The organism is Gordonia aichiensis NBRC 108223 (assembly GCF_000332975.1).
Taxonomy (GTDB): Bacteria; Actinomycetota; Actinomycetes; order Mycobacteriales; family Mycobacteriaceae; genus Gordonia; species Gordonia aichiensis.
The window spans coordinates 24,264-49,417 of the sequence record NZ_BANR01000022.1 but is presented as its reverse complement, the minus strand read 5'-3'; the positions used below and the strand labels follow the sequence as shown (position 1 = coordinate 49,417).

15 protein-coding genes and 1 tRNA gene are annotated in these 25,154 nt (G+C 66.0%); 10 read left to right on the top strand and 6 right to left on the bottom strand.

Annotated elements, in window-relative coordinates; all coding sequences use genetic code 11:
* Nucleotides 1-147: 147 nt before the first annotated feature.
* Nucleotides 148-870 carry a hypothetical protein gene (locus GOACH_RS17760; RefSeq protein ID WP_005177732.1) on the bottom strand — a complete coding sequence of 241 codons (723 nt, stop codon included), beginning with the start codon at nucleotides 868-870 and terminating at the stop codon, nucleotides 148-150.
* Between the two features lie 352 nt (nucleotides 871-1,222).
* Between GOACH_RS17760 and GOACH_RS17755 the strand changes: the two genes are divergently transcribed.
* From GOACH_RS17755 to GOACH_RS17745, 3 genes are all read left to right on the top strand, one after another.
* Nucleotides 1,223-2,980 carry a DEAD/DEAH box helicase gene (locus GOACH_RS17755; protein WP_005177731.1) on the top strand — a complete coding sequence of 586 codons (1,758 nt, stop codon included), beginning with the start codon at nucleotides 1,223-1,225 and terminating at the stop codon, nucleotides 2,978-2,980.
* Between the two features lie 159 nt (nucleotides 2,981-3,139).
* On the top strand, nucleotides 3,140-3,472 hold the full coding sequence (locus tag GOACH_RS17750; RefSeq protein WP_005177728.1) for a rhodanese-like domain-containing protein: 333 nt from the start codon (nucleotides 3,140-3,142) through the stop codon (nucleotides 3,470-3,472).
* Between the two features lie 97 nt (nucleotides 3,473-3,569).
* The gene (locus GOACH_RS17745; protein ID WP_005177726.1) at nucleotides 3,570-7,727 is read left to right on the top strand and encodes a PDDEXK-like endonuclease domain-containing protein; all 4,158 of its coding nucleotides are present in this window, start codon (nucleotides 3,570-3,572) and stop codon (nucleotides 7,725-7,727) included.
* Nucleotides 7,728-7,795: 68 nt separating this feature from the next.
* Here the strand turns inward: GOACH_RS17745 and GOACH_RS17740 are convergent, their stop codons facing one another.
* Entirely contained in the window at nucleotides 7,796-8,638 is an 843-nt protein-coding gene (locus tag GOACH_RS17740; protein WP_005177723.1) for an NAD-dependent deacylase, read from the bottom strand.
* Nucleotides 8,635-9,084, bottom strand: a complete 450-nt coding sequence (locus GOACH_RS17735; RefSeq protein WP_005177721.1) for an HIT family protein — start codon at nucleotides 9,082-9,084, stop codon at nucleotides 8,635-8,637. The genes GOACH_RS17740 and GOACH_RS17735 overlap by 4 nt, the downstream gene beginning before the upstream one ends.
* A gap of 498 nt (nucleotides 9,085-9,582) precedes the next feature.
* Here GOACH_RS17735 and GOACH_RS17730 point away from each other — a divergent pair, with 498 nt between their 5' ends.
* Nucleotides 9,583-18,795, top strand: a complete 9,213-nt coding sequence (locus GOACH_RS17730) for a type I polyketide synthase (RefSeq protein ID WP_005177719.1) — start codon at nucleotides 9,583-9,585, stop codon at nucleotides 18,793-18,795.
* Between the two features lie 4 nt (nucleotides 18,796-18,799).
* A complete protein-coding gene (gene acpS / locus GOACH_RS17725) occupies nucleotides 18,800-19,192 on the top strand; it encodes a holo-ACP synthase AcpS (protein ID WP_005177717.1) in 393 nt (130 codons plus the stop codon).
* 35 nt (nucleotides 19,193-19,227) lie between these two features.
* On the opposite strand, the gene GOACH_RS17720 is transcribed toward acpS, so the two are convergent.
* Both GOACH_RS17720 and bcp read right to left on the bottom strand, forming a co-directional pair.
* Entirely contained in the window at nucleotides 19,228-19,884 is a 657-nt protein-coding gene (locus tag GOACH_RS17720; protein WP_052004060.1) for a TetR/AcrR family transcriptional regulator, read from the bottom strand.
* Between the two features lie 22 nt (nucleotides 19,885-19,906).
* Entirely contained in the window at nucleotides 19,907-20,377 is a 471-nt protein-coding gene (gene bcp / locus GOACH_RS17715; RefSeq protein WP_005177713.1) for a thioredoxin-dependent thiol peroxidase, read from the bottom strand.
* Between the two features lie 245 nt (nucleotides 20,378-20,622).
* On the opposite strand from bcp, the gene GOACH_RS17710 reads away from it, so the two are divergent.
* The 5 genes from GOACH_RS17710 (at nucleotide 20,623) to GOACH_RS17690 (ending at nucleotide 24,884) form a co-directional block, all read left to right on the top strand.
* Complete coding sequence (locus GOACH_RS17710; protein ID WP_005177709.1) at nucleotides 20,623-20,844, top strand: DUF3618 domain-containing protein; 222 nt, start codon at nucleotides 20,623-20,625, stop codon at nucleotides 20,842-20,844.
* Nucleotides 20,841-22,085, top strand: a complete 1,245-nt coding sequence (locus GOACH_RS17705; protein WP_005177707.1) for a L,D-transpeptidase — start codon at nucleotides 20,841-20,843, stop codon at nucleotides 22,083-22,085. The genes GOACH_RS17710 and GOACH_RS17705 overlap by 4 nt, the downstream gene beginning before the upstream one ends.
* A gap of 91 nt (nucleotides 22,086-22,176) precedes the next feature.
* A tRNA-Lys gene (locus tag GOACH_RS17700) sits at nucleotides 22,177-22,249 on the top strand.
* A 216-nt stretch (nucleotides 22,250-22,465) separates the two neighbouring features.
* Nucleotides 22,466-23,671, top strand: a complete 1,206-nt coding sequence (locus GOACH_RS17695; RefSeq protein WP_005177705.1) for a L,D-transpeptidase — start codon at nucleotides 22,466-22,468, stop codon at nucleotides 23,669-23,671.
* 70 nt (nucleotides 23,672-23,741) lie between these two features.
* A complete protein-coding gene (locus GOACH_RS17690; protein WP_005177702.1) occupies nucleotides 23,742-24,884 on the top strand; it encodes an acyl-CoA dehydrogenase family protein in 1,143 nt (380 codons plus the stop codon).
* 18 nt (nucleotides 24,885-24,902) lie between these two features.
* Here GOACH_RS17690 and GOACH_RS23820 read toward each other — a convergent pair whose 3' ends face one another.
* Nucleotides 24,903-25,064: a hypothetical protein gene (locus tag GOACH_RS23820; RefSeq protein ID WP_005177699.1), complete on the bottom strand. Its 162-nt coding sequence runs from the start codon at nucleotides 25,062-25,064 to the stop codon at nucleotides 24,903-24,905.
* Between the last annotated feature and the right edge of the window lie 90 nt (nucleotides 25,065-25,154).

The following is a 25,154-nucleotide window of genomic DNA, read 5'->3' as shown; positions in this document are numbered from 1 at the left end:
TCGAGGCGAGCGGCGAACTCAACCTCCTGTCCGCACGGACCTGTCGGATGGTCGGCGAGGATGTCTTCGACTGTCGTTCCCGGTGGGGCTTTCAGCGCGGCGACGATGTGCGGGGGAGTCCGTCGAGTTCGTGCGCCATGGCGGGTCCTATTGGGTGGAGTGTGGCCAGCCTGGGCTGGGTGTGTGGAGTGTGTCGGTGTCGGCAGGTGTGGTGGGCGGGTGGTTGCAGCGGTCGGTGATTTGCACTGCGGGTCCGATCCAGTCGACGCCGGTCCAGTTGCCGAAGATGTTGGTGGTGGGTGCGGTCTGTGGTCCGTGTTGGTTGGTGGGTGGTGGTTTTCCGGTGCGGCGGTAGGTGAAGAAGAACAGGGCGTGGTCGGTGGCGGGGGGATGGGGGCCGGCGATGCAGATGGCTGCGGCGCCCATTCCGGGGGTGAGGGTGTGGCCTTGGCCGATGTCGGTGGGGTGGTCGGCGAGGTGGTCGTAGGGGAAGGGTGCGGCGAACAGGTAGATGGTTTCGGGGGGTTCGTGGTCGGTCTTGAGGGTGCCGAACTTTTTGCGCATCAGGTCGAAGTCGAGGGCGGGTCGGATGGCGTCGGTGAATCCGGGGGTCAGTCCTGGGTCGCCGAGAAGGCGTGCGTGGAGGTAGGTTTCGGCGATGCCGCGGACGAAGGTGCCGTCGCGGCTGGTGAGGTCGAGGTTGGGGGTGGGGAGCCAGCGGATGGGGTAATCGGCGACGGTGTGAGCTGTGCTCGGTGTGGCAGTGCCTGGTGTCGTGGTGGGAGATGACGTGCAGGCGTTGAGTAGTGCGACGACGAGTATGAGGATGCCGGCGCAGGTTGCTGTTCGTGTGCTTCGGTTGCGAGTCACTTCGGTCGCCGAAGGTATGAGGGTGTCCTGCGAAGCGCGTTCGGCTCCACGATGTGCGGCGGGGCGTCGAGGCAGGCGCCTCCCGCAGCGCTGATGACGAACTCCACTGAGATCGACGCTGCGGAGCCAGGCGTCGGGTTTTGTGGAGTCGGCTTCTGCCCTACGGCACGCCGTTCTGGCGGGGCGACCCCCAGTGTCATGGTGTAGGGAACTCCTTGGCTAGTAGCGTGTACCGGCGAGGATATTAGTCGCACGCTGCATTGCTCGCCTCGATGGCGCGTCTTGGCGCTCTGATTCCGCTGTTGGCGCTTCCGCGGATTAGAGTTGAGTCGATGAACGGGACACCCAGACCATGACCGACAGCCCGACCCCCGACGCACCGTCGATCACCTTCGACGACCTCGACATCGACGAACGCGTTCGCAACGCCATCGCCGATGTCGGCTACGAGACCCCGTCGCCCATCCAGGCGGCCACGATCCCTCCGCTCATGGAGGGGCGCGACGTCGTCGGCCTCGCGCAGACCGGCACCGGCAAGACCGCGGCATTCGCCATTCCCATCCTGTCGCGCATCGACCCGCAGATCCGTAGGCCGCAGGCGCTGATCCTCGCTCCGACCCGCGAACTCGCTCTGCAGGTGTCCGAGGCGTTCGGCAAGTACTCGGCGCACATGCCGGACGTGCGCGTGCTGCCGATCTACGGCGGGCAGAGTTACGGCGTCCAGCTTGCGGGCCTCAAGCGAGGTGCGCAGGTCATCGTGGGTACCCCCGGGCGGGTCATCGACCATCTCGACAAGGGCACCCTCGACATCTCCCAGCTCGATTTCCTGGTGCTCGACGAAGCCGACGAGATGCTGACGATGGGTTTCGCCGAGGATGTCGAGCGCATCCTGGCAGAGACTCCCGACGACAAGCAGGTCGCGCTGTTCTCGGCAACCATGCCGAGCGCGATCCGACGACTCGCTCAGCGCTATCTGCATGACGCGCAGGAGATCACGGTCAAGGCCAAGACCGCGACGGCGCAGAACATCACCCAGCGCTATCTGCAGGTCTCTCACCAGCGCAAACTCGACGCGCTCACGCGTTTCCTCGAGGTCGAGACATTCGACGCGATGATCGTGTTCGTCCGGACGAAGCAGGCGACCGAGGAACTCGCTGAGAAGCTCCGATCGCGAGGGTTCTCGGCGGTCGCCATCAACGGCGACATGGTGCAGGCGCAGCGCGAGAGGACGATCAATCAGCTCAAGGCGGGAGGGATCGACATTCTCGTCGCCACCGATGTGGCCGCGCGCGGCCTCGACGTCGATCGCATCTCGCACGTCGTCAACTACGACATCCCGCACGACACCGAGTCGTACGTACACCGCATCGGACGCACCGGGCGTGCCGGACGGTCGGGCAACGCTCTGCTGTTCGTCTCACCGCGGGAGCGTCACCTGCTGCGAGCCATCGAGAGGGCGACGCGTCAACCGCTCACCGAGATCGATCTGCCGTCGGTCGACGACGTGAACGCGCAGCGCGTCTCTCGCTTCGCCGACTCCATCACCGAGAACCTCGCGTCGGAGAACCTCGACATGTTCCGGCAGCTGATCGAGAACTACGCGCGTGACAACGACGTCGCGATGGCCGACATCGCGGCAGCGCTGGCGCTCGAGACCCGCGACGGCGGGTTCCTGATGGCGCCCGACCCGCCGAAGGGTGAGCGGCCCGAGCGACGGGAACGTGCTCCGCGCTCGGGTGGCGGCACCTTCGCCACCTACCGGATCGCCGTCGGACGCAAACACAAGGTGTCGCCAGGTGCGATCGTCGGCGCTATCGCCAACGAGGGCGGGCTCACGCGAGGTGATTTCGGCAACATCAGCATCCGCGACGACTTCTCGCTCGTCGAGCTTCCTGAGGATCTCGACCGCGACACCTTGGATCGTCTGCGGCATACGCGAATCGGCAAGAATCCGATCGATATCCGGCGCGATCAGGGGCCGCCTCGTGCCCGTGGCGGAAAACGCAATGGTCAGGGCGGTGGCGGCTTCAACCGCGATCGTCACGGCAAGCGTGGTGACAGCTGGGGCAAGCGTGCCAATCCGCGCGTGGCGGGTCGCGGTCGAGGCTGACGCCGCGGTTCGTCGCGTCCATGCGCGAGACCTGGCGGTTGGTGCGCAGGTGGACAGATTGATATCTTTCCGTAACCTTTTTGGGGGAGAAGTTGTGCGTCGTCAATCGCACAGCTTCCCGTACGGAAGCAGAAGTTCGATATCAGGAGTGAGTCACCAGTGTCAGTGGTGAGTTCGATTACCGCAGCAGAAGCCATCGATCATGTCGAGCAGGGTGACGCCGTCGTCGTCGACGCCCGTCCGCAGGTCGTCCGCCATCAGGGCTCTGTGCCCGGCGCAGTCGTCGTCGACCCGACTGAGGTCGCGACGCGACTCGCACCCACTCCTACAGGGTCGTTCCCGCTGGTTAGCAACCGCGACACCGAAATCGCCGTCGTATCGGTGCGTTCGCAGGCACCGCGCATCGCCGAGCAGATCGCCGGCCTGGGCTACACCAACGTGCACTACGTCGACGGTGGGTTCCCCGCCCTACGGAGCACCTCAGGTCGCTGAGCCGCTTCCCGACACGGTGGTCGTCGGCACGACCGGCTCACCGTGGCCTTGGTAGCGTTGATGAACTCTGGTATCGAGGCGGGAAGGCAACAAGCACATGGTCAACGACACTCCTGATGAGCGTCGGGATCAGGTGTCGAGGTTACTCGGCTTTCTCCGCGGCCTCGTTCGATCACGGTCGGTGTCGGTCAGCACCGTGGATTCCCACCCCGCGGTCCTGTGGTTGGGCAGGTCGACATCGGTGCCCATGCGCACCGTCGCCGCACCGGGGCAGACCATCGTCGACGTAGCTCCGGGCGACGACTCGTACGCCCAGGTATCGGCAATCGTCGACGACCTCCTCGCTGAACCGGAGTCGCGAGAACTCGTCCTCGCCAGCGGACTCGTGACCGTGGTCGACAGGGAAAACGACGTCGAACCACTCGTTCGCGAGCACTTGCTGACCCAGGACGTCGTCGCAGAGCGTGATCCCGACTCGGGGGCAATTCGGTTCTCACTCGGTTCCGCCGCCGTGCCGATGTTCCACGACACCCATCTGCTCGCGTCCATCGACGGCATAGATCTGTCCGACGCCGTCAAGCAGCGATCCCGCGTCGCCGGCTTGACGAACATTGCGAATTCAGATGCCGGGCAACTCATCTCATCCTGGCGTGACGGCGTTGGCGTCGACGACGATCGACTGTCTGTGACCGTCGATCTCGCGCCGGCCATCGTCTTGCGTAATCGGGGAACCGGTTCGGCGCTGCGCTTCTACGACGCGATGCTTGCAGCATTGCGCGACAACGAGACCGAGGTTCCGCTCGGTGTGGCACAGCTTGTCGCACCCATCGAGGCGGCCGATCGACTCGCGGCATTGACGGGGCCCGGTACGACTCCGCCGGGTGAACTCGTCTCCGACGCCATGTTTCCCCTTGCCTCCAACGTCGAACAGCGTGACGTGCTGGCCCAGTTGGGAGTCGACAGCGGGGTGGTCGTCGAGGGTCCGCCCGGCACCGGAAAGACCCAGACCATCGCGAACGTCCTATCCGCGCTTCTCGCGAAGGGGCAGCGCGTGCTGGTGACCAGTGAGAAGGTCAACGCGCTGCAGGTGTTGCGGGACATCCTCCCGCCGGAACTGCGCGAACTGACGGTGTCGCTCGCCGACGTCAGCACCGACAGCTATGACGCCGTTGTGTCTGGAGTCGAGGCGATTGCGGACCGCAAGTCCAGCTTCTCTGCCGGAGTCGCCGACGCAGAGATCGATGATCTCGCCTACCGCCGCGCGCAGGCCGTCGAGCGCAGGGAGCGCGCCCTGCGCGGACTGTGGGACCTGCGATCGTCGGAGACCGAGGTACACGAGTGGGTCGCAGGCGACTATCGCGGCACGGCAGCCGAAATCGTCCGCGCGTGCAACGCCGACGCGGAGCGCTTCGACTGGCTCCCGGGACCGCTCGAGGGTGCGCTGCCGCCACTCGATGGTGCCGAGTTCAGCCGACTCCTCGACCTGCTCCGTCGTGTCGGTGAGGAGTCCGGTCGCCTCGCGCAGCGGCTGCCCGACCTCGAGGAGTATCTGCCGGATGCGATGACGATGGATGCGATCTGCGAGCGGATCGGGCGCCGGCCCGAAGAGCCGATGGTCGGCAGCGGCTCGCTCATGTCGATCCTGTCGGACGTGGTCAGCGAACGCCTGCTGCGCATCAAGGGGATCTGTGACCACCTCGCGGTGGTTTCCGGCGAGGTTGCGACCTTTCCACCGCTGATCGTCGATATGGCCGACCGGCTGCTCGCCGGGCAGGAAGCGCATCTGTGGTCACGCGTGACGGCACTCTCTCCGGTGATCGGCGACGCCGCGCAACGAGATCGTGCCATCGGCGCCCATGTGATCGTGGTCGAGAACGCCAGACCGGGCGACGGTGACCGGTTTGAGGCAGCGGCCGAGTATCTGCGTGGCGGCGGGCGTTGGCGTGGTCGCCTGCTGAGGTCCGAACAGCAACGCGCGGTCGAGGAGTCGGGCGTCATCGCCACTGTCGACGGCAGGGCTCCGACCGACGCCGAAAGTCTGTCGCTTGTGGCCGACCATCTCGCGGTCCTCGATGCGGTGAGTCAGGTCCACCGTGTACTCGCTGATCTGCATGTTCCCGTCGACACCGCGGGCTCGCGGTCCAAGCAGCTCAACCAGCTCGTCCGTCTCGACACCCAGCTCGCCTGGGTGTCGGATCTACTCTCGGCGCGCGATGAGTTGATCCGCGAACTCGAGTACATCAGCCCCGGCGGTCCTCGGCCGCGCAGTGTCGCCGACGTCTCCGAGGTTGCCCGTCAAGGTGCGTCGATCGCTGCGGCCAACGACGCGATTCTCGCCGAGCAGGAGCTGGCCGACCACGCCTACCGACTCTCGACGGAAGTCGAGAAGGGGCCGTCGCCCGAGGGCGATGCGCTCGTGGCTGCACTCGCCAACGCCGACGCGCAGGCCATCCGTGCGGCGCGGCGCGCGTTCTCCGCAGCGCGGAGCGAACTGAACGACCAGGCGGCCGTGGACCTGCTCGCGTTGCGACTGCGCAGCAAGGCGCCCGAGTTCTATGCCGCGTTGGCCACCTCGCCCGACGACCCCGCCTGGGACGCCCGGCTGCGCGACGTGGTCTCCGCGTGGGAGTGGCGCAGGGCGCGGACGTGGGCGGCCGAGCGCAGCGACCCGGACGCCGAGGCCCGATTGACGTCTGCGCTCGACGAGGCCGACGCCGACATCGCGCAATTGACCACCAAGCTCGCGGCGGCGCGCGCCTGGCGTGCCTGTCTCGCGCGCACCACCGTGGCGCAGGTACAGGCATTGCAGTCCTACCGCGACCACATGATCAATCTGGGCAAGGGCTCGGGCAAGCACGCCAACCGATTCCGCACGGCGGCACGTGAGGCGATGGAGCAGGCGCAGTCCGCGGTTCCGGCGTGGATCATGTCGACCGGCCAGGTTGCCGATATGCTTCCGCCAGAACCGAATTCATTCGACGTCGTGATCGTCGACGAGGCGAGTCAAGCCGACATCACCAGTGCCTTCCTGTTGTGGCTCGCGCCGCGCGTGATCGTTGTCGGTGACGATAAGCAGTGTGCACCACGCGGACTCACCGGAACATCGCTCGACGATGCGTTCGCCCGCCTCGACGCAGAGCTTCCCGACCTTCCGCACTATCTTCGCGATGGCCTGACGCCCCGATCGAGTCTTTTCTCGTTGTTGCGCAGTCGATTCGGTCATCTCATCCGGTTGCGCGAGCACTTCCGCTCCATGCCCGAGATCATCGAGTTCTCGTCTCGACAGTTCTACGCCGGGTCGCCACTCGTGCCAGTCCGACAGTTCGGTGCCGACCGGCTCGATCCGCTGCGCACCGTACGTGTCGACGGCGTCGCGACAGGGCAGGGACAGTCGTTGGTGAACGACGCCGAAGCCGCCGCGATCGTGGCGACACTCCTCGATTGTCTGGCCGATCCTGCCTACGTCGGACTCGATTTCGGCATCATCGCGCTACAGGGCACCAAACAGGTCGACGAGATCACCCGGTTGTTGCGCGAGGCTGTCGACGAGGAGACCTGGCGTGCCCGTCGCATCCGGATCGGCACCCCGCCCGACTTCCAGGGCGACGAACGCCACGTGATGTTCTTGTCGATGGTGGTCTCCGATCCTTCATCCCTGGGTGCGCTGACCCGTGCGGAATCGCAACGTCGGATCAACGTGGCCGCATCGCGCGCCATGGACCAGGTGTGGTTGTTCCACTCGGTCGGGCTCGATGATCTGCGCCCCAACGATCTGCGCTACTCGCTGCTGGGGTACATGCAGGCCAACCAGGGGCCGACGATCGCTCCGATGCCCTCCGATGTCCCCGACGACGAACGTGTCGAACCTTTTGACAGCCTTTTCGAACAGCGGGTGTTCAATCGGTTGGCGAGCCTCGGCTATCACGTGACGCCGAAAGTCGTTGTCAACAACCGAACCATCGATCTGGTGATCACCGGATCCGAGGGGCGGATGGCCGTCGAATGCGACGGAGACGAGTTCACCTCAACCGGGGCCCAGGCGCGGTCGGATATGGAACGCGAACGCGAACTAAGGCGCTGCGGCTGGGAATTCGCGCGGGTGCGCGAATCGGAGTTCGAGCTCGACGCCGACGCCGCGCTCGCCGCTGTGATCCGACTTCTCGATCGGCGCGGCGTCAAGCCCGGTTCCGTGTCGGCTACCGCATCACGCGAGGCCGCGGTGTGGGAGCCGATCGATCTCTCTGCCGCGGAGTAGCAGCATCACGCGAGGCCGCGGTGTGGGAGCCGATCGATCTCTCTGCCGCGGAGTAGCAGCAAATACTTCTATCCGCCGCCGCGGCGTGCGGCCCGGACTGCTTCGACGATCTCGGGCAGGCCTCGTGCGGCGGTCGTTCTGATGCTGTGTGTGGCAACCGAACTCACGCCGGACGGATGTGGGTTGAGTTCGATGACCGGAATGCCGCGGGCTGCCGCGCGTTCGGGCAGGGCCGCTGCGGGGTAGACGATCCCACTCGTGCCCACGACGAGGACCGCATCGGCGACGTCGAAGACCTGCTCGGAGCGCGCCCACGACTCCGCGGGGAGCGGCTCGCCGAACCACACGACTCCCGGGCGCACGGGCGACAGACAGATAGGGCAGGCAGGGGGTTCGACCCGACGGTCGTCGGTCGCTGTCGCCGGGTCGGCATCGGTGCCCTCGTAGGGATGTCCACAGCGCGAGCAGCGAGGGGCGAAAAGGCTACCGTGAAGATGACTGACGACCGTGTTGCCTGCGCGCTCGTGCAAATCGTCGACGTTCTGCGTCACCACCATGACCGACGGCGCGTCGTGGGTCATGGTGTCGTGGGTCCCGTCCAACGGCTGCGCCAGAGCACTCAGTGCGAGGTGACCGGCATTGGGGGCGGCCTCACGAACGAGGTGCGCGCGCCATTGGTACCAGCCCCACACGAGTGCGGGATCGGAGTTCCACGCGTCGGGGGTTGCAAGTTGTTCGGCGTCGAAGTTCTCCCACAGTCCGGTCTGAGCGTCGCGGAATGTCGGGACCCCGCTTTCGGCTGACATTCCCGCGCCGGTGAACACGGTGATCCATTCGGCCTCGGCGAGGATGTCGACGGCCGCTCGCGGGATCTCGGCGTCACGATCGTCTCCGGCGTCGTGGGGGGTCATCGTCGCCCGATCTCGTCGAGGACCGACGTACGCACCGCAGCAGCGGTTGCGTCGGCGTCGGGGTCGCGGCGGACGATCAGTGATCGCGCCATGCGGAACTTGTCGCCACGGTGTCGGGGGACCACGTGCAGGTGCGTATGAAAGACCGTCTGGAATGCGGCTTTTCCGTCATTGACGACGAGGTTCACACCGTCTGCCGACGAGCCGTCGCGCGTGAGTGGTGTTCTTCGCAACGCAGCCGCCACAACCTGTCCTGCTCGCATCAGGGCGGCGCCGTCGTCTGGGGCCAGCTCTGCCAGTCCCGTCGAGTGCGTTCGCGGAACGATAAGGGTGTGTCCACGTGAGAGCGGCCGGATGTCGAGAAAGCCCACCACGGTGTCGTCCTCGTACACCTTTCTGGCCGGCGCCGAACCGTCGACGATCTGGCAGAACACGCAGTCGGTCATCCCTGCACCCTAACGATTCCGCTGCCGCGTCTCGACCGCCCGTGCAGCACGGCAGGTCGCATTACTCGCCACGCAGTGCGTCAGGTCACATAACGATTAGATAACGCCTTGTGGTGGGCGCTTCTGGCGCCCGCGACAGACGAGAAATGCGGTGCTAACTGGCCAAATGCGCGCGGGCGTGCAGACGCAACTCATCGCGGGTCTTGTTACTCGTCGGACTACTCGTGGGTATACCTGGCGGTCGGAAACAACATGAGGAACGCCTCACGTTTTTATGCCATCATGAGTGCCACGTGCATGCCGACGATGTTCCCCGATGAACGGTCAGTCGCCCGCCACAGCGTCAAAGGTGTTGCTGGGCAAGCATGTTCGTGAGAGGCGCGTGTGCGACCCGGCGTTGTCCCCCCCGCCGCCGGGTCGTGCCACGTCGTGCTCTCGCACGAGACCAGACAACTCCTGCACCTCACATCAGCCGAGCCCGATCCACGAGGAGAGCCCGTGACCGTCGACCAATTCCGCCCCGGACAACACGGAACCCGCCCCGCAGACGCCCTGATCGATCGGCTCCAAGCGGGCGAGCGGTACGCGATCAGTTTCGGTGGGCAGGGCGGTCCATGGTTGTCGACGCTGGCCGAGCTCGTCGTCGACGCCGATCTCGAGCACAAGTTGGCCAGTGCCGTCGCCGTTGCCGAGCGCATGCTCGCGCCAGTGGCCGAGTCGATCGAGATCGCGCGTCCCGACGGTTTCCACCCGTTGGAGTGGGTGCGTGCGGCCGACGCGGGCGAGCCTGTGCCCACAGATGCCGAACTCGCCGACTTCGCGCTCAGCGGGCCAGGAGTCCTCCTGAGCCAGGTGGCTGCCGTGGAGTCGCTGAAGAAGCAGGGTCTCGACACCGACGTGATCGCGCCGGTGGCGGTCGTCGGACACTCGCAGGGCTCGCTCGCGGTCGACGCGATCAGGCACGGCGAGAGCGGCTGCGGACAATTGCTGGCGATAGCGCATCTCATCGCCGCCGCGGGCACTCTGGTCGCCCGACGTCGAGGTGTGGCCGCGGGGCCCGACGGAAGTCCCATGCTCTCGATCTCGAACGTGGCCCCGGACAGGATCGACGAGATCCTGGAGGCCTACCGCTCGGGACTTCCCGAGGCGGAGCTGTCATCGGCACCCGTCGTTGCCATCGCCAACAGTCGACGTTCGGTTGTGCTGTCGGGCGCTCCGCGGCATCTCGCGGCATTCGGGGCAGAATGCGAGCGCGTCGCTGCCGTTGAGGCCGACGAGCGCAAGCGCAAGGTCACCGGCGGTGCGCCTCTGGCCCCGATTCTCGACGAGCTGTCGGTCAGCATCGCATTCCACCATCCGGGTATGGCGGAGGCGGTCGCCATGGTCCGCGAGTGGGCGCAGGAGTGCGGTATCGACGCCGAACTCGCTGCACGTCATGCCGAATCGATTCTGGTTGCCCCCGTCGACTGGGTCGCGCAGATCGATGCCGTGATCGCCGACGGCGCAGCGTGGATCCTCGACTTCGGTCCGAGTGATCTCGCAACCCGACTCACCGCGCCGCTCGTCCGCGGACAGGGTGTCGGCCTGGTCGCGACCGCGCTGCGCGGCGGCCAGCGAAACCTGTTCAGCCCCGGCGGAATTCCCGAGGTCGCGCGCAAGTGGTCCGACTTCGCACCGACACTTGCCGACCTCCCCGATGGTCGTCGAGTTGTTCAGACAGCATTCACCCGGCTCACTGGCCGCTCGCCGATGCTCCTGGCAGGGATGACACCCACCACCGTCGATCCGGCGATCGTCGCTGCTGCCGCGAACGCGGGGCACTGGGCAGAACTCGCCGGCGGTGGCCAGGTCACCGAAGAGATCTTCACGCGCAACATCGCCACACTCACCGACCTGCTCGGGCCGGGCCGCGAAGCGCAGTTCAACGCGTTGTTCCTCGACCCGTACCTGTGGAAGCTCCAACTCGGGGGCAAGCGCCTCGTGCAGAAGGCACGTGCGCAGGGCGCTCCGATCGATGGAGTGATCGTATCTGCGGGCATCCCCGAACTCGAGGACGCCGTCGCGCTCGTCGACGAATTCGTTGACGCGGGACTCCGTTTCGTCGCATTCAAACCGGGCACGGTCGAGCAGATCCGTTCGGTGATCCGCATTGCTGCCGAGGTACCGCAACACCCGGTCATCGTGCAGATCGAAGGCGGCCGCGCCGGTGGCCACCATTCGTGGGAAGACCTCGACGACCTGCTGCTCGCCACATACGCCGAGCTTCGCGTTCGCGACAATGTCATCATCTGTGTCGGTGGCGGCATCGGCACCCCGGAGCGCGCCAGTGAGTACCTGACCGGCGCGTGGGCGACGACGCACGGATATCCGTCGATGCCCCTCGACGGCATTCTGATCGGTACCGCGGCCATGGCGACCGCCGAGGCGACCACCGCCCCCGAGGTCAAGCAGTTGCTCGTCGACACCGAGGGCGTCGACGAATGGATCGGTGCGGGTCGGGCAGCCAACGGAATGGCGTCGGGACGAAGCCAGCTCGGTGCTGACATCCACGAGGTCGACAATGCGGCGTCGCGCTGCGGGCGACTGCTCGACGAGGTCGCAGGTGACGCCGACGCCGTCGCTGAGCGCCGCGACGAGATCGTGGAGGCAATGGAACCTACCGCGAAGCCCTATTTCGGCGACGTCGAGTCCATGACATACCGCGAGTGGCTGGATCGCTATGCGACATTGGCCGTCGGTGACGGCCGCACCGACCAGTACGCGTGGGCCGACATCTCCTGGCAGCAGCGGTTTGTCGAGATGCTGCATCGCACCGAGGCGCGCATGCACCCGAAGGACTCGGGGCCGGTGCCCACGATGTTCGCCGACCTCGCCACGACCGACGATCCGCATGCGGCGATCGATGCGCTCGGCGGCGTGTATCCGGAGATCGAGACCGACGTCCTCCATCCGGCCGACGTCGCGTTCTTCCTGGGCCTCTGCAGGACACCCGGCAAGCCGGTCAACTTCGTCCCCGTCATCGACAAGGACGTGCGCCGCTGGTGGCGTAGCGACTCGTTGTGGCAGGCGCACGACGCCCGATACGGGGCCGATGCCGTGTGCATCATTCCGGGGCCGGTGGCCGTGTCAGGCATCACGCGCGTCGATGAGCCGGTGGGAGAGCTTCTCGATCGATTCGAGGCGAAGGTCGCCGACGACCTGGCCGCCGATGGCGCCACCCCCGAATCGATCACCGCGCGCAAGCAATCGGGCCTGGTGAACGCCGGGCTCCTCGGTGCTGTCCTGGCCGCGGACGACGTGTCGTGGGCAGGCCGTGCCGTGCCGAGTCCTGTTGCGCTGCTCGGTGATCGGGAGCTGTGGGAGGTGTGCACGGAGCATCGTGCCGAGCATGCGGCAACAGGCGCCGTTCTCGAGCACTGTGGCGAAGACCGCATCGATCTCATCGTGCCCATCTCGGGATCGTCGGTGCGCATTCCGCTGCGAGTCGACCGGAGCATCGCCGACGGCGGCAACCCGCGCGTGGCGCGTGACGACGCCGCGGATGCCATGCGTGACATCCTCACCGTCGCAGCGGGCGGCCGCCTGACCGACGTCGTCGACGGTGCTGCGGTCACCACCGTCGACTGGAGCGCAGACAGCGTGGCCGACCACGCCGTCGTCACCGCCAACACGCTGCCCGCGCAGCTGCATGCCGTGACGCCGTCACAATCCTTCGGATTCGCGGTGCCCGACACTCTCGTCGGAGCCTGCTGGCCCAGCGTCTTCGCGGTGATCGGTGCCGCCACCACCGCGGACGGTGTACCCGTCGTCGAGGGCCTGCTCGATCTCGTACACCTTGATCACAGCATCGAACTCCTCGGGGACGTTCCCGAGTATGACACCGCACTCACCGTCGTCGCCCGATCCGGCGCTGTCCGCGATACCTCCGTCGGACGCGTCATCGATGTCGCCGTCGACATCTCGGGTCCCGGTGGCGATATCGCTCGCATGACCGAACGATTCGCCATCCGCGGCCGCGTCGGTGACGCAGAACTCGACGATCCCCAGCGCGCCGGGGGAGCGGCTGATGACGAGTCGACGGCCACCCGTAAGCCGCTGCGCACGGCCACCATCACCGCTCCGACCCGTATGGGTGCATTTGCAGCTGTCTCCGGTGACCGGAATCCCATCCACACCGATCCGTCCGCGGCGAAACTCGCCGGTCTCGGCGAGCCGATCGTGCACGGGATGTGGCTGTCGGCAGCCGCCCAGCATGTGGTCACGGCAGCCGATTCGCGTAACAGGGTTCCCTCGCCGCGACCGATCATCGGGTGGACTGCACGGTACCTGGGGATGGTCCGCACCGGTGACGCCATCTCCGTTCGTGTCGACCGCGTCGGACTCGATCACGGCCGCGAGGTCGTCGAGGTGACCTGCAAGGTCGAAGACACCCTGGTGATGAGTGCGACGGGTCTTCTCGCGGCTCCGCGCACCGTGTACGCCTTCCCCGGGCAGGGGATTCAGAGCAAGGGCATGGGCCTCGACGCCCGCTCTCGCTCGAAGGCGGCCCGCGCCATCTGGGACCGCGCGGACAAGCACACCCGTGCCGCACTGGGCTTCTCGATCCTCGCGGTCGTCCGTGACAACCCGACGACCCTCGTGGCCAATGGCACGACCTACAACCATCCCGATGGTGTGCTGTACCTGACACAGTTCACGCAGGTGGCGATGGCCACTCTCGGCGTCGCGCAGATCGCAGAGCTCAAGGAGTCCGGCGGCTTCGTCGACGGCGCGATCACCTGCGGACACTCGGTCGGTGAGTACAACGCCCTCGCCGCGTGCGCGGGAGTGTTGCCACTCGAAGCCGTTCTCGAGGTCGTGTTCCAGCGCGGAGAGGCCATGCATCATCTGGTTCCGCGAGATGAACTGGGCCGCAGCGACTATCGAATGGCAGCCATTCGTCCGAGTCAGTTCGGCCTCGCCGACGCCGACGTCGAGTCGTTTGTCGCGCAGGTCGGGGAGTCGGTCGGCGAGTTCCTCGAGGTGGTCAACCTCAACCTGCTCGGCTCGCAGTACGCGATCGCTGGCACGGTACGCGGCCTCGAGCATCTCGAAGCCGAGATCGAGCGTCGTCGAACCGAATTCGGCGGAAAGCGATCCTTCATCCTCGTCCCCGGCATCGACGTCCCGTTCCACTCGACGGTCCTGCGCGCCGGAGTGCCCGAATTCCGTGGCAAGCTCGACGAACTGTTGCCGCAGCATATCGACCCGGACATCCTCGTCGGTCGCTACATCCCGAACCTGGTGCCGCGTCTGTTCACACTCGACCGCTCGTTCGTCGAAGAGGTCGCCGCACTTGTTCCGTCCGAGCCGCTCGACGCAGTGCTCGCCGACTGGGACACCCATGCGGACGACCCGGCAGGCCTCGCACGCATCCTGCTGATCGAACTGCTCGCCTGGCAGTTCGCCAGCCCCGTGCGGTGGATCGAAACGCAGGATCTCCTCTTCGGGGGCGCCGAGCGCGGGGGATTGGGAATCCAACGCTTCGTCGAGATCGGTCTCAAGGGCGCACCGACACTCGCCGGCCTCGCCACCAACACACTGAAGCTCGACGATTACAGCTCTGCGACAACGGAAGTGGCGAACCTCGAGCGCGACTCCGACGTCATCCTCGCGAAGGACGCCGGCCAGGAGCTCGACGACGAGCCCACAGAAGACACTGCGGAGAATCAGCACGCTCCCGAGGCTGCGGCGCCCGTCGCCGCCGCCCCCAGTGCTGCCGAGCCCGCTGCACCGAGCGCACCTGCGGGCGCGCCACGGCCGGACGACATCGCGTTCGGTCCGTCGGACGCGGTGCGTGCGGTGGTCGCATTGTGGACCAAGATCCGTCCCGAGCAGATCGGCTCCGCTGACACCATCGAGGCGCTGTGCGACGGCGTGTCGTCGCGGCGAAATCAGCTACTGCTCGACATCGGCGGTGAACTCGGACTCGGTGCGATCGACGGTGCCGCAGAAGCCGACATGGTCGCGCTTGCCGCCACGGTCGACAGCCTTGCGCGCGGCTATCGGCCGCTGGGCGCCGTACTCACCGACGCGGTATCCGATCAGGTCCGCAAAGTGCTCGGCCCTGTCGGCAAACGCCAGGCATACATTGCTGACCGGGTAACCGGCGTATGGCAGCTCGGCTCGGGCTGGGCGCTGCACACGACCGTCGCCCTCGCACTCGGCACGCGCGACGGGGCGAGCGTTCGCGGTGGCGAGCTCGGCGATCTGCTCGACGGCCCGCTCGCGAACGCCGACGCTCTCGACGCGCTCATCGACCGTGCGGTTGCCGCGGTCGGCGCGGCCCGTGGTATCGCGGTTGCCAAGCCTGCGGCCGAAAATGGCGGTGGCGCAACGGTCGACGCTGCCGCGCTCGGCGAGTTCACCGAGCAGCTCACGGGACGTGGCGGGGCGCTGGCCTCGGCGGCGTACACCGTGCTGGCCAAGCTCGGACTCACCGAGGACGACGCTGCCCCCGAAATCGCCGAGGGCGTCGACGCAGCACTCGCCGAACGCGTGAGCGCCGAACTCGGCTCCGACTGGGCGCGGACGGTCGCGCCCGCGTTCGACGCCGAGAAGATCGTCCTGGTCGATGACCGGTGGGCGACGAGTCGCGAAGACCTCGTACGCATCTGGTTGACCGCCGAAGCCGATCTCGTTGACGACCAGGAGACCATCGTCGACTCCTTCACTGGTGCGGGACTCACCGTCGCGCAGCACGCCACGTGGTGGCAGGACAAAGCACGCGCAGCGGGAGAGGACACGCATGCGCAGATCTTCGGCGCGATCGCCGACGCAGCTCAGATGTCGAACCCGGGCGTATGGTCCGACGAGGTGGCGCTCGTCACCGGCGCAGGCAAGGGCTCGATCGCCGCAGGTGTGATCGGGCGACTGCTCGCCGGTGGCGCGACGGTGATCGCCACGACGTCGAAGCTCGACTCGGGCAAGCTCGACTTCTACAAGAAGCTCTATCGGGAGAACGCACGCCACGACGCAGCACTGTGGGTGGCACCGACGAACATGGCTTCCTACACCGATGTCGACGATCTCGTCGAGTGGGTTGGCAGTGAGCAGACCGAGAGCGTCGGGGGCACAACGGCCGTGATCAAGCCGGCGATGAAGCCGACGCTGCTCTTCCCGTTCGCGGCTCCCCGCGTCGCCGGTGACCTCACCGATGCGGGGGCTCGTGCCGAACTGGAGATGAAGGTTCTGCTCTGGTCGGTCGAACGGCTGATCGCGGGGTTGTGTGAGATCGGTGCGGACCACGACATCGCGGCCCGCTTGCACGTCGTGCTCCCCGGATCGCCCAACCGCGGCATGTTCGGCGGCGACGGTGCGTACGGAGAGTCCAAGGCAGCACTCGATGCGCTTGTGACCCGTTGGTCGGCGGAGGACTCCTGGGGCTCGCGAACCACTCTCGCGCATGCCTTGATCGGGTGGGTGCGTGGCACCGGACTCATGGGACACAACGACGGGATGGTCGCTGCGGTGGAAGCCGCGGGGGTGCGGACATGGAGCACCGACGAGATGGCGGACAATCTGCTCGGACTGTGTGGTCCCGAGCAGCGCACCGCCGCCCGGGAGTCTGCGATCCTCGCCGACTTCACCGGAGGACTCGACCCCTCCATCGATCTCAAGGCATTGGCCGCCGATCAGGAGTCCGTCGAGGAATCCGCCGAGCTGGACGACGTCGAGACTGCCACGGTCGCGGCGCTGCCCGCGCCGGCACGGGCTGTCACGGGTGTGGCCCCCGCTTGGCCCTCGATCGACGCCGCTCCAGAAGATCTCGTGGTCATCGTCGGCGCGGGTGAACTCGGGCCCTACGGTTCGTCGCGCACCCGCTTCGAGATGGAGGTCGACGAAAAGCTGAGCGCAGCAGGTGTTCTGGAGCTCGCCTGGAACACCGGACTCATCGCGTGGGACGACGCGCCGAAGCCGGGCTGGTACGACACCGAGAGCGGTGATCCGGTCGACGAGGCCGACATCGCCGAGCGCTATCACGACGCGGTCGTCGAACGCTGCGGCATCCGACGCTATGCCGACGACGGCGCGATGGTCGACAACACGTCGCCGCTGCTGACGTCGATCTTCCTCGACGAGGACCTGAGCTTCACGGTCAGTTCCGAAGACCAGGCGCGGGCCTTCGCCGCAGCAGACCCGGACAAGACGCGGATCGCGCCGATCTCCGACACCGGTGACTGGCGGGTCACACGTCTTGCGGGAACCGAGATCCGGGTGCCCCGCAAGTTCGAACTGAGCCGGACGGTCGGCGGTCAGATTCCGACCGGATTCGACCCGACGCGCTGGGGCGTGACCCCCGACATGGTGGAGTCGATCGACCGGGTGGCGCTGTGGAATCTCGTGGCGACCGTCGACGCCTTCTTGTCGTCGGGATTCACCCCGTCGGAATTGATGCGCTGGGTACATCCCGGGCTGGTCGCGAACACGCAGGGCACAGGTATGGGCGGTATGACGTCGATGCGTGAGCTGTACGTGAACACGCTGCTCGGCGAAGCGAAGGCCAATGACATCCTGCAGGAGGCGTTGCCGAATATCGTTGCCGCACACGTTGTCCAGTCGTACGTGGGAAGCTATGGCGCGATGATCCACCCGGTCGCGGCGTGTGCGACGGCCGCGGTGTCGGTCGAGGAGGGAGTCGACAAGATCCGTCTGGGGAAGGCGATGTTCGCCGTGGCAGGCGGATTCGACGATCTCGGAATCGAAGGCATCGTCGGATTCGGCGACATGTCGGCGACGGCGGAGTCGTCGAAGATGGCCGCCCGCGGAATCGACGAGCGTCGATACTCCCGCGCGAACGATCGCCGACGCGGCGGATTCGTCGAATCGGCCGGTGGTGGAACGATTCTGCTCGCACGTGGCGACGTCGCCGCACAACTGGGACTCCCGGTGCTCGGTGTGGTCGCCTGGGCGCAGAGCTTCGGCGACGGCGTGCACACGTCGATTCCCGCGCCGGGACTCGGAGCGCTGGGAGCGGCGCGTGGTGCGCTGGCCTCGCCGCTGGCCAACGCGCTGGGTGCACTGGGCGTCACCGCCGACGACGTCGCGGTGGTGTCCAAGCACGACACCTCGACCCGCGCAAACGATCCCAACGAGTCCGAGCTCCACGAGCGACTTGCCGATGCGATCGGCAGGACACCGGGAGCACCGCTGTTCGTCGTGTCGCAGAAGTCGCTCACCGGCCACGCGAAGGGTGGTGCCGCTGCATTCCAGCTGATCGGGCTCTGCCAGGTGCTGCGTGATGGGGTCATCCCGCCCAACCGCAGCCTGGACTGTGTGGACGAGCAGATGCGCGAGTATCCCCACCTCGTCTGGGCGCGCGAGCCTCTCACGCTCGGTGAACGATTCCCCTTGAAGGCGGGCCTGCTGACCAGCCTCGGATTCGGGCACGTGTCCGGCCTGATCGCCGTTGTCCATCCGGAAGCCTTTGTCGCAACCCTCGATTCGGACCAGGCGCGAAGCTATCGGGAGCGGGCTGCACGGCGTCAGCGCGACGGTGCGCAGCGCCGTCTGGTCGCGATGTGCGGCGGCGAGCCTGCGTACCGGCGCCCCTCGGGCCGTCGCTTCGACGACACGATCGATGAGCACGACGCCGAAGCCGGGCTGCTGCTCGATCCGGGCGCACGCCTCACGACTGACGGTGCGTACGGTGCCGCGGTCGAGGGACTCTGACGCGATGGCGGTACTCGGGGTGGGGATCGACGTCGTGTCGATCCCGGAGTTCGGTGAGCAACTCGACCAGGTGGGTACGACATTCGTCGACCGGTTCACCGTGGGCGAGCGACGGGACGCGGCGACCGGTACGGGTGAGGACGCCCGCCATCTGGCCGCGCGCTGGGCGGCCAAGGAGGCGGTGGTCAAGGCATGGTCGGTGAGTAGATTCTCCCGCTCACCACTCCTGCCGCTGATCCGGCACAGCGATATCGAGGTGGTCACCGACACCTGGGGACGACCGGCGATCCGACTGTCGGGTGAGATCGCCGAACATCTCCGGGACACCACGGTGCACGTCTCGCTCACCCACGACGGCAACACGGCCGCCGCGGTGGCGATCCTGGAAGGCAACTGAACCGCGGGCCCCGACTGGCGGACGGCGCGAGCGGGTCAGCTCCCGGTCGACTCCTCGAGCAGGAGGTAGCCGGCGAGCATCCGCTTGAGTTCGTCGACCGTCGCGTCGTGGTCGTGGCCGTCCTGCACCGAAAAGCTCAGCAGCGAGTAGGCGGTATGGACCAGGACCTGAGCCATCATGTTCCGACGTTCGACCTGCGATGGGGTCAGCGGCGCCAGCAGTCTGGCGACCTGGTCGGCGAGAACCCGCTCGTTGAGGGTTGCCGTCGCACGGGTTGCCGGGGTCGACTGCACCGCGAGCCACACCGCCCGACGCGACGGGTCATCGCGCCAGAGCGTCGCGAGGTGATCGAGGAACTTCTCGAGGAGGTTCGGCCATTCGAGTGAGGGCACCTCGGACGCGAACGCCGCGAGCTCCTCGCGGACTCCCACCGTGTCCTGTCGGTCGAGTTCGCAGACGATGACGTACTTGTTGGCGAAGTACTGGTAGAGGGTGCCGATCGGTACTCCGGCCCGGACGGCGATCTCTTCACAGGTGAGCGATTCGAAACCCACCTCGGTCAGCAGGTCGCGTGCGGTTGCGAGCATCGCGGAGAACTTCCGCTTACTGCGCTCCTGCGTCGGGCGCTTACGCGGCACCAGTGGTTCGGTACTCGACACCGACTCGGCGGTCGTCGGGGTTTCTGGACTCATCGACTTGGTCGGCGGGCGCCGGTCACACCGACAGATCGCGCCTGAGCTTGGCGACGTGGCCGGTTGCGCGGACGTTGTACTGCGCGAGCGCGATGATCCCGTTTTCGACGAGGAAGGTCGACCTGATCACCCCGGTCACGGTTTTGCCGTACAGCTTTTTCTCGCCGAACGCGCCCCACTCGGTCATGACCTTCTTGTCCGGATCGGACAGCAGCGGGAACGTCAATCCCTCGGCGTCGGCGAACTTTGCGAGCTTGTCCGGCTTGTCGGGCGAGATGCCGATGACGGCGATGCCCTCGCCGGCCAGTTCACCGAGGTTGTCGCGAAAATCGCACGCCTGCTTCGTGCAACCAGGGGTCGACGCCGCCGGGTAGAAGTAGACGATGACCTTCGAGTCGGCGTAATCGGATAGCGAGACCGGAGAACCGTGCGCGTCGGTGAGCGTGAAGTCGGGAGCGGTGTCGCCCACGGCAAGACGGGAGGAGCCAGACATGATGGCCAGGCTAACCGATCGCCCGGGTCGACCGGGCGATCGACCCAGAGCCGGGCAATCCGGGCATTGTCTCAGTCGGTCCGCGCGGGACGAGGCTCGGGGCGTTGCGATGACGTACTCTCGACATATCGTCTGCCCGTCGACGCGCGCGTGACCTGCCCTGGCCGCCGCGTCGACGGTGTTGTGGCGGAAAGACGCGGAACGGTGAGTCCGCAAGTGGAGTAAGACAGTCTGGGAGGACAACTGTGGCCGGCGACACCGACCGTATCGAACAGGACATCGTGCAGGCGCGCGAGGATCTGGCCAACACACTCGACGAACTCGCAGTGCGTGTGAGTCCGGAGCGACTTGCTGACGACGCGAAGACCAAGGTGATCGCGTTCGTCAACAAGCCTGCCGTCAAGATCTCGCTGGCTGTAGCCGGAGCTGTGGTGTTGGTGATCGTCGCCCGCAAGGTGATCGCGTGACCCGTGCTCGCTTCTTTGCGGGATTCGCTTCCCGCGGATCGGGAGAACATCGTTCGCGGGTACGCCGCGCAGGTGCGATCGCTGCGGCTGGACTCATTGTCGTCAGCGCGGCCGCGTGCTCTCAGTCGCCCGAGTACTCCGACACGATCACCAATGCGCCAGCCCTGCAATCCTTTGCCCAGCCGACGATCTCGGTGACCGGCTGGCGTGATCGTCCGATGTCGGATCACGCGGTCGGCGTCATGCCCGGTGCACCGGTGAAGGTCGCCGCACAGAATGGCAGTCTCACGTCGGTTGTCGTGTCGGGCCCTGACGGTCCCGTCGCCGGCAAGGTATCTGCCGACGGTGGCACGTGGGTCTCGAGTCAGCCGCTCGACTTCGGAGGCGACTACACGCTCACCGCCGCAGCGAAGGGCGTCGAGGGTGACGGTGCCCGCAAGATCAACTTCACCACGGCGTCTGCGGACTCACTGGCCTCGGCGTCGTCGGTGGTGGAGGACAACGAGACCGTCGGTGTCGGTCAGACCGTCGCAATCAACTTCGACACCCCGATCACCAACAAGCTCAACGCCCAGCGCGCGATCACGGTGACCACCGACCCGCCGGTCGAGGGGGCCTTCTACTGGCTCAACGACAGCATGGTGCGCTGGCGTCCCGAACACTTCTGGAAGCCGGGAACCAAGGTGCATGTCGCCGCCGACATCAAGGGCATCGACCTCGGTGGTGGCGTCTACGGCAGCAACGATCTCGACACCAACTTCAAGGTGGGTCGGAGTTTCGTCGCCGTTGCCGACGACAAGACCAAGAACATCACGATCTCGGTCGACGGCAAGGTGGTCAAGACGATGCCGACGTCGATGGGCAAGGACTCGACGCCCACCAACAACGGCATATACATGGTTGCCGAACGCGAGCCGAGCGTGATCATGGACTCCTCGACGTACGGGGTCCCGGTGGGATCGCCGGGCGGTTACCGTGAGACCGTCTACGACGCGACGCGGATCTCCTTCAGCGGCATATATGTTCACTCCGCGCCGTGGTCGTTGGGTGACCAGGGCGTCGACGACGTCAGCAACGGCTGCCTCAACGTGAGTCCCGATAATGCGGAGTGGTTCCTGAACCACGCGCTCCGCGGTGACATCGTGATCGCGAAGAACACCGTGGGAGAGCCGCTTCCGGGAGACGACGGCCTTGGCGACTGGAATGTTCCGTGGGCTGTCTGGAAGAAGGGCAACGCGTGAGTCCCCGTGCGGGAGAACCCAGAAATGGCTTCTGAGCAGGCGATTTCACTTCTGAGGCAGTGACCCTGTAAGGTTCTTTCTCGCACGGCAAGCGCCATTAGCTCAATTGGCAGAGCAGCTGACTCTTAATCAGCGGGTTCGGGGTTCGAGTCCCTGATGGCGCACAGAAGACACACGATCGCCCCGGCTCCGGCCGGGGCGATCGTCGTTTTCAGTCGACGTCGCGATGCAGCGTCGGGACGGCAGGTCATGTCGGTCGACTCGGGCAATCGGCATATCTCGTACACTGGTGTCGCGCTCTCGCGCACCATCACTTGATCCACACACTGCGGTTCCGTTCGCCGGAACCGTACATCGGCGAAACATCGGGCAGGAGTCACATGGGGAGCGGTCGTATCCGTCGAAACGGATTGATCATCGTCGGATTGATGGTTGCCGTGGCCGCACTGCTGAGTTCGTGCTCGCAGGCAGCCAAGTATTCCGAGAACGTGCAGAGCTCAGCGCTTTTCGGCGACCTTCTCATGCCGGGGCTCGAGATCACCGAGTGGGCAGAGCGGCCATTGGTCGATCAGGCCGTCGGCATCCAGCCGGGCGCGCCGATCACCGTCCAGGCCAGCGAGGGTGCGTTGACGAACGTACGGATCGACAAGGCCGACGGAACACCCCTGCGCGGAACCCTCAGTGAGGACGCAACGCGCTGGATCAGTGCGGAGCCGCTGGGGTACGGCCGCAATTACACGGTGCAGGCGGACGCGAAGGGGGTCGGTGGGACGAGCACCAAGCGCGTGTCGTTCACCACAAGGGCGCCCGCGAATCTGACCCAGGCGTACCTGACACCGTCGAATGGTGAGACCGTCGGTGTAGGCCAGCCTGTCGCCGTCAAATTCGACGAGCCGATCCCGGATCGCAAGGCCGCCCAGCGCGCGATCTCCATCACTGCCGACCCTCCTGTCGAGGGCGCCTTCTACTGGATCAGCGACACCGAGGTGCGCTGGCGGCCTCAGCACTACTGGAAGCCGGGAACCAAGGTGTCGGTCGCGGTGAACACGTACGGCATCGATCTCGGTGACGGGCTCTTCGGCCAGGAGAACGTCAAGGCCAACTTCACGATCGGTCGCTCGATGATCGTCACCGCCGACGACCGCACCAAGCAGGTGGTCTTCAACCGTGACGGCAAGGACATTCGCACCATGCCCACCTCGATGGGCAAACCGGGCACCGAGACCGACAACGGTGTGTATCTCGTCTCAGACAAACACGACCACATCATCATGGATTCCTCGACGTACGGCGTCCCTGTCGGTTCCGCCGACGGCTACCGAACTCCGGTCGATTACGCGACACGGATGTCCTACAGCGGAATCTTCTTCCACTCGGCTCCGTGGTCGGTCTGGGCGCAGGGCAACACCAACACGAGCCACGGATGTCTCAACCTGAGCCCCGACGACGCACTCTGGGTCATGCAGAACACGCTTCGAGGAGATCCGGTCGTCGTGAAGAACACGGCGGGTGGAACCCTGTCGGGAACCGACGGTCTCGGCGACTGGAATGTGCCGTGGGAGGTCTGGTCGAAGGGCAACGCCTGACGCGCATCGTTACATCGTTCACTGTTACGATCGCCGGTGACATTGTTTGCCGACGATCGAGGTGTACAGCATGGCCGAGCGCTCTCCCTGGGAAACCGACGACCTGACAGCGGTGCGCGATCTTGCCCGCAGCTTCTGCGAGAAAGAGATCAAGCCCAATATCGAGAAGTTCATCGACCAACACCACGTCGACCGCGATCTGTGGAACAAGGCCGGCGATCTCGGTCTGCTGTGCATGTCGATTCCCGAAGAGTACGGCGGAGGCGGCGGGACTTTTGCCCACGAGGCCGTTCTGATCGAAGAGCAGGCGCGTATTGCCGACTCGTCGTGGGGCGCCAGTCTCCACAACGGGATCATCGCGCACTATCTGCTCGCCTACGGTTCGGAGGAACAGAAGCGCACGTGGCTCCCGAAAATGGCCTCGGGCGAGGTCGTCGGTGCCATTGCGATGACCGAGCCGGGTACGGGATCTGATCTCCAGAGCGTCAAGACCAAAGCGATCCGTGAGGGAGACGAATACGTCATCGACGGTTCGAAAACCTTCATCACCAATGGCGGACAGGCCGACCTCATCATCGTCGTGGCCAAAACCGATGTCAGCGAGGGCGCCAAGGGCATCTCGCTTGTCCTCGTCGAAGCCGACCGCCCCGGGTTCAGGCGCGGCCGGGTGCTGGACAAGGTAGGGCAGCGCGGGCAGGACACGTCAGAGCTGTTCTTTGACGGTGTTCGTGTGCCGACGTCCAACCTGCTCGGCACCGAGGAAGGCCAGGGGTTCATCCAGCTCATGCAGCAGCTGCCGCAGGAGCGTCTGATCATCGCGGTGGCGTCGACGGCCGGCATGGAGGTCGCGCTCGAACACACGCTGGCGTACACCAAGGATCGCACCGCGTTCGGTCGGCCGATCTTCGGGTTCCAGAACACCAAGTTCAAACTCGCCGAGGTCGCGACCGAGGCGCGGATCGCCCGGGTGTTCACCGACGACTGCATCATCAAGCATCTCGACGGCAAGCTCGACATCCCGACCGTTGCCATGGCCAAGTGGTGGACCAGCGAGCGGGCGATGGCCGTTGCCGACGAATGTCTGCAGCTCTTCGGCGGGTACGGGTACATGAACGAGTACCCCATCGCGCGGATGTGGGCGGATCAGCGGGTACAGAAGATCTACGCGGGCACCAACGAGATCATGAAGGAGATCATCTCGCGCAGTCTGTGAGGATGCCGAGCCGCGGGGTCACTTGCGGTCTTTGATGATCTTCTTGACCTCGTCGGCATCGATGTTCTTGGCGATGAGCTTGCCGCTCTTGGCCTTCCGTACCGAATAGGTGTCCTTCTTCTTGCCCGGCGCGACGTGGAGCCCCGACTTCTTCGCGGCCTTGTTCAGATCTTCCAGCACGGGTGCTGATCGTAGAGCATCAATGTGAACGGCATGCGTCACAGCGGATCGACGAGTCGCCGGGCGGGGAGCGGCGGTTCGACGGGCTCG

Excerpts from the sequence above, each read along its gene's own strand:
- GOACH_RS17755 (WP_005177731.1), top strand. The coding sequence starts at position 1,223 with ATGACCGACAGCCCGACCCCCGACGCACCGTCGATCACCTTCGACGAC.
- GOACH_RS17745 (WP_005177726.1), top strand. The coding sequence starts at position 3,570 with ATGGTCAACGACACTCCTGATGAGCGTCGGGATCAGGTGTCGAGGTTA.
- GOACH_RS17740 (WP_005177723.1), bottom strand. The coding sequence starts at position 8,638 with ATGACCCCCCACGACGCCGGAGACGATCGTGACGCCGAGATCCCGCGA.
- GOACH_RS17735 (WP_005177721.1), bottom strand. The coding sequence starts at position 9,084 with ATGACCGACTGCGTGTTCTGCCAGATCGTCGACGGTTCGGCGCCGGCC.
- acpS (WP_005177717.1), top strand. The coding sequence starts at position 18,800 with ATGGCGGTACTCGGGGTGGGGATCGACGTCGTGTCGATCCCGGAGTTC.
- GOACH_RS17720 (WP_052004060.1), bottom strand. The coding sequence starts at position 19,884 with ATGAGTCCAGAAACCCCGACGACCGCCGAGTCGGTGTCGAGTACCGAA.
- bcp (WP_005177713.1), bottom strand. The coding sequence starts at position 20,377 with ATGTCTGGCTCCTCCCGTCTTGCCGTGGGCGACACCGCTCCCGACTTC.
- GOACH_RS17695 (WP_005177705.1), top strand. The coding sequence starts at position 22,466 with ATGGGGAGCGGTCGTATCCGTCGAAACGGATTGATCATCGTCGGATTG.
- GOACH_RS17690 (WP_005177702.1), top strand. The coding sequence starts at position 23,742 with ATGGCCGAGCGCTCTCCCTGGGAAACCGACGACCTGACAGCGGTGCGC.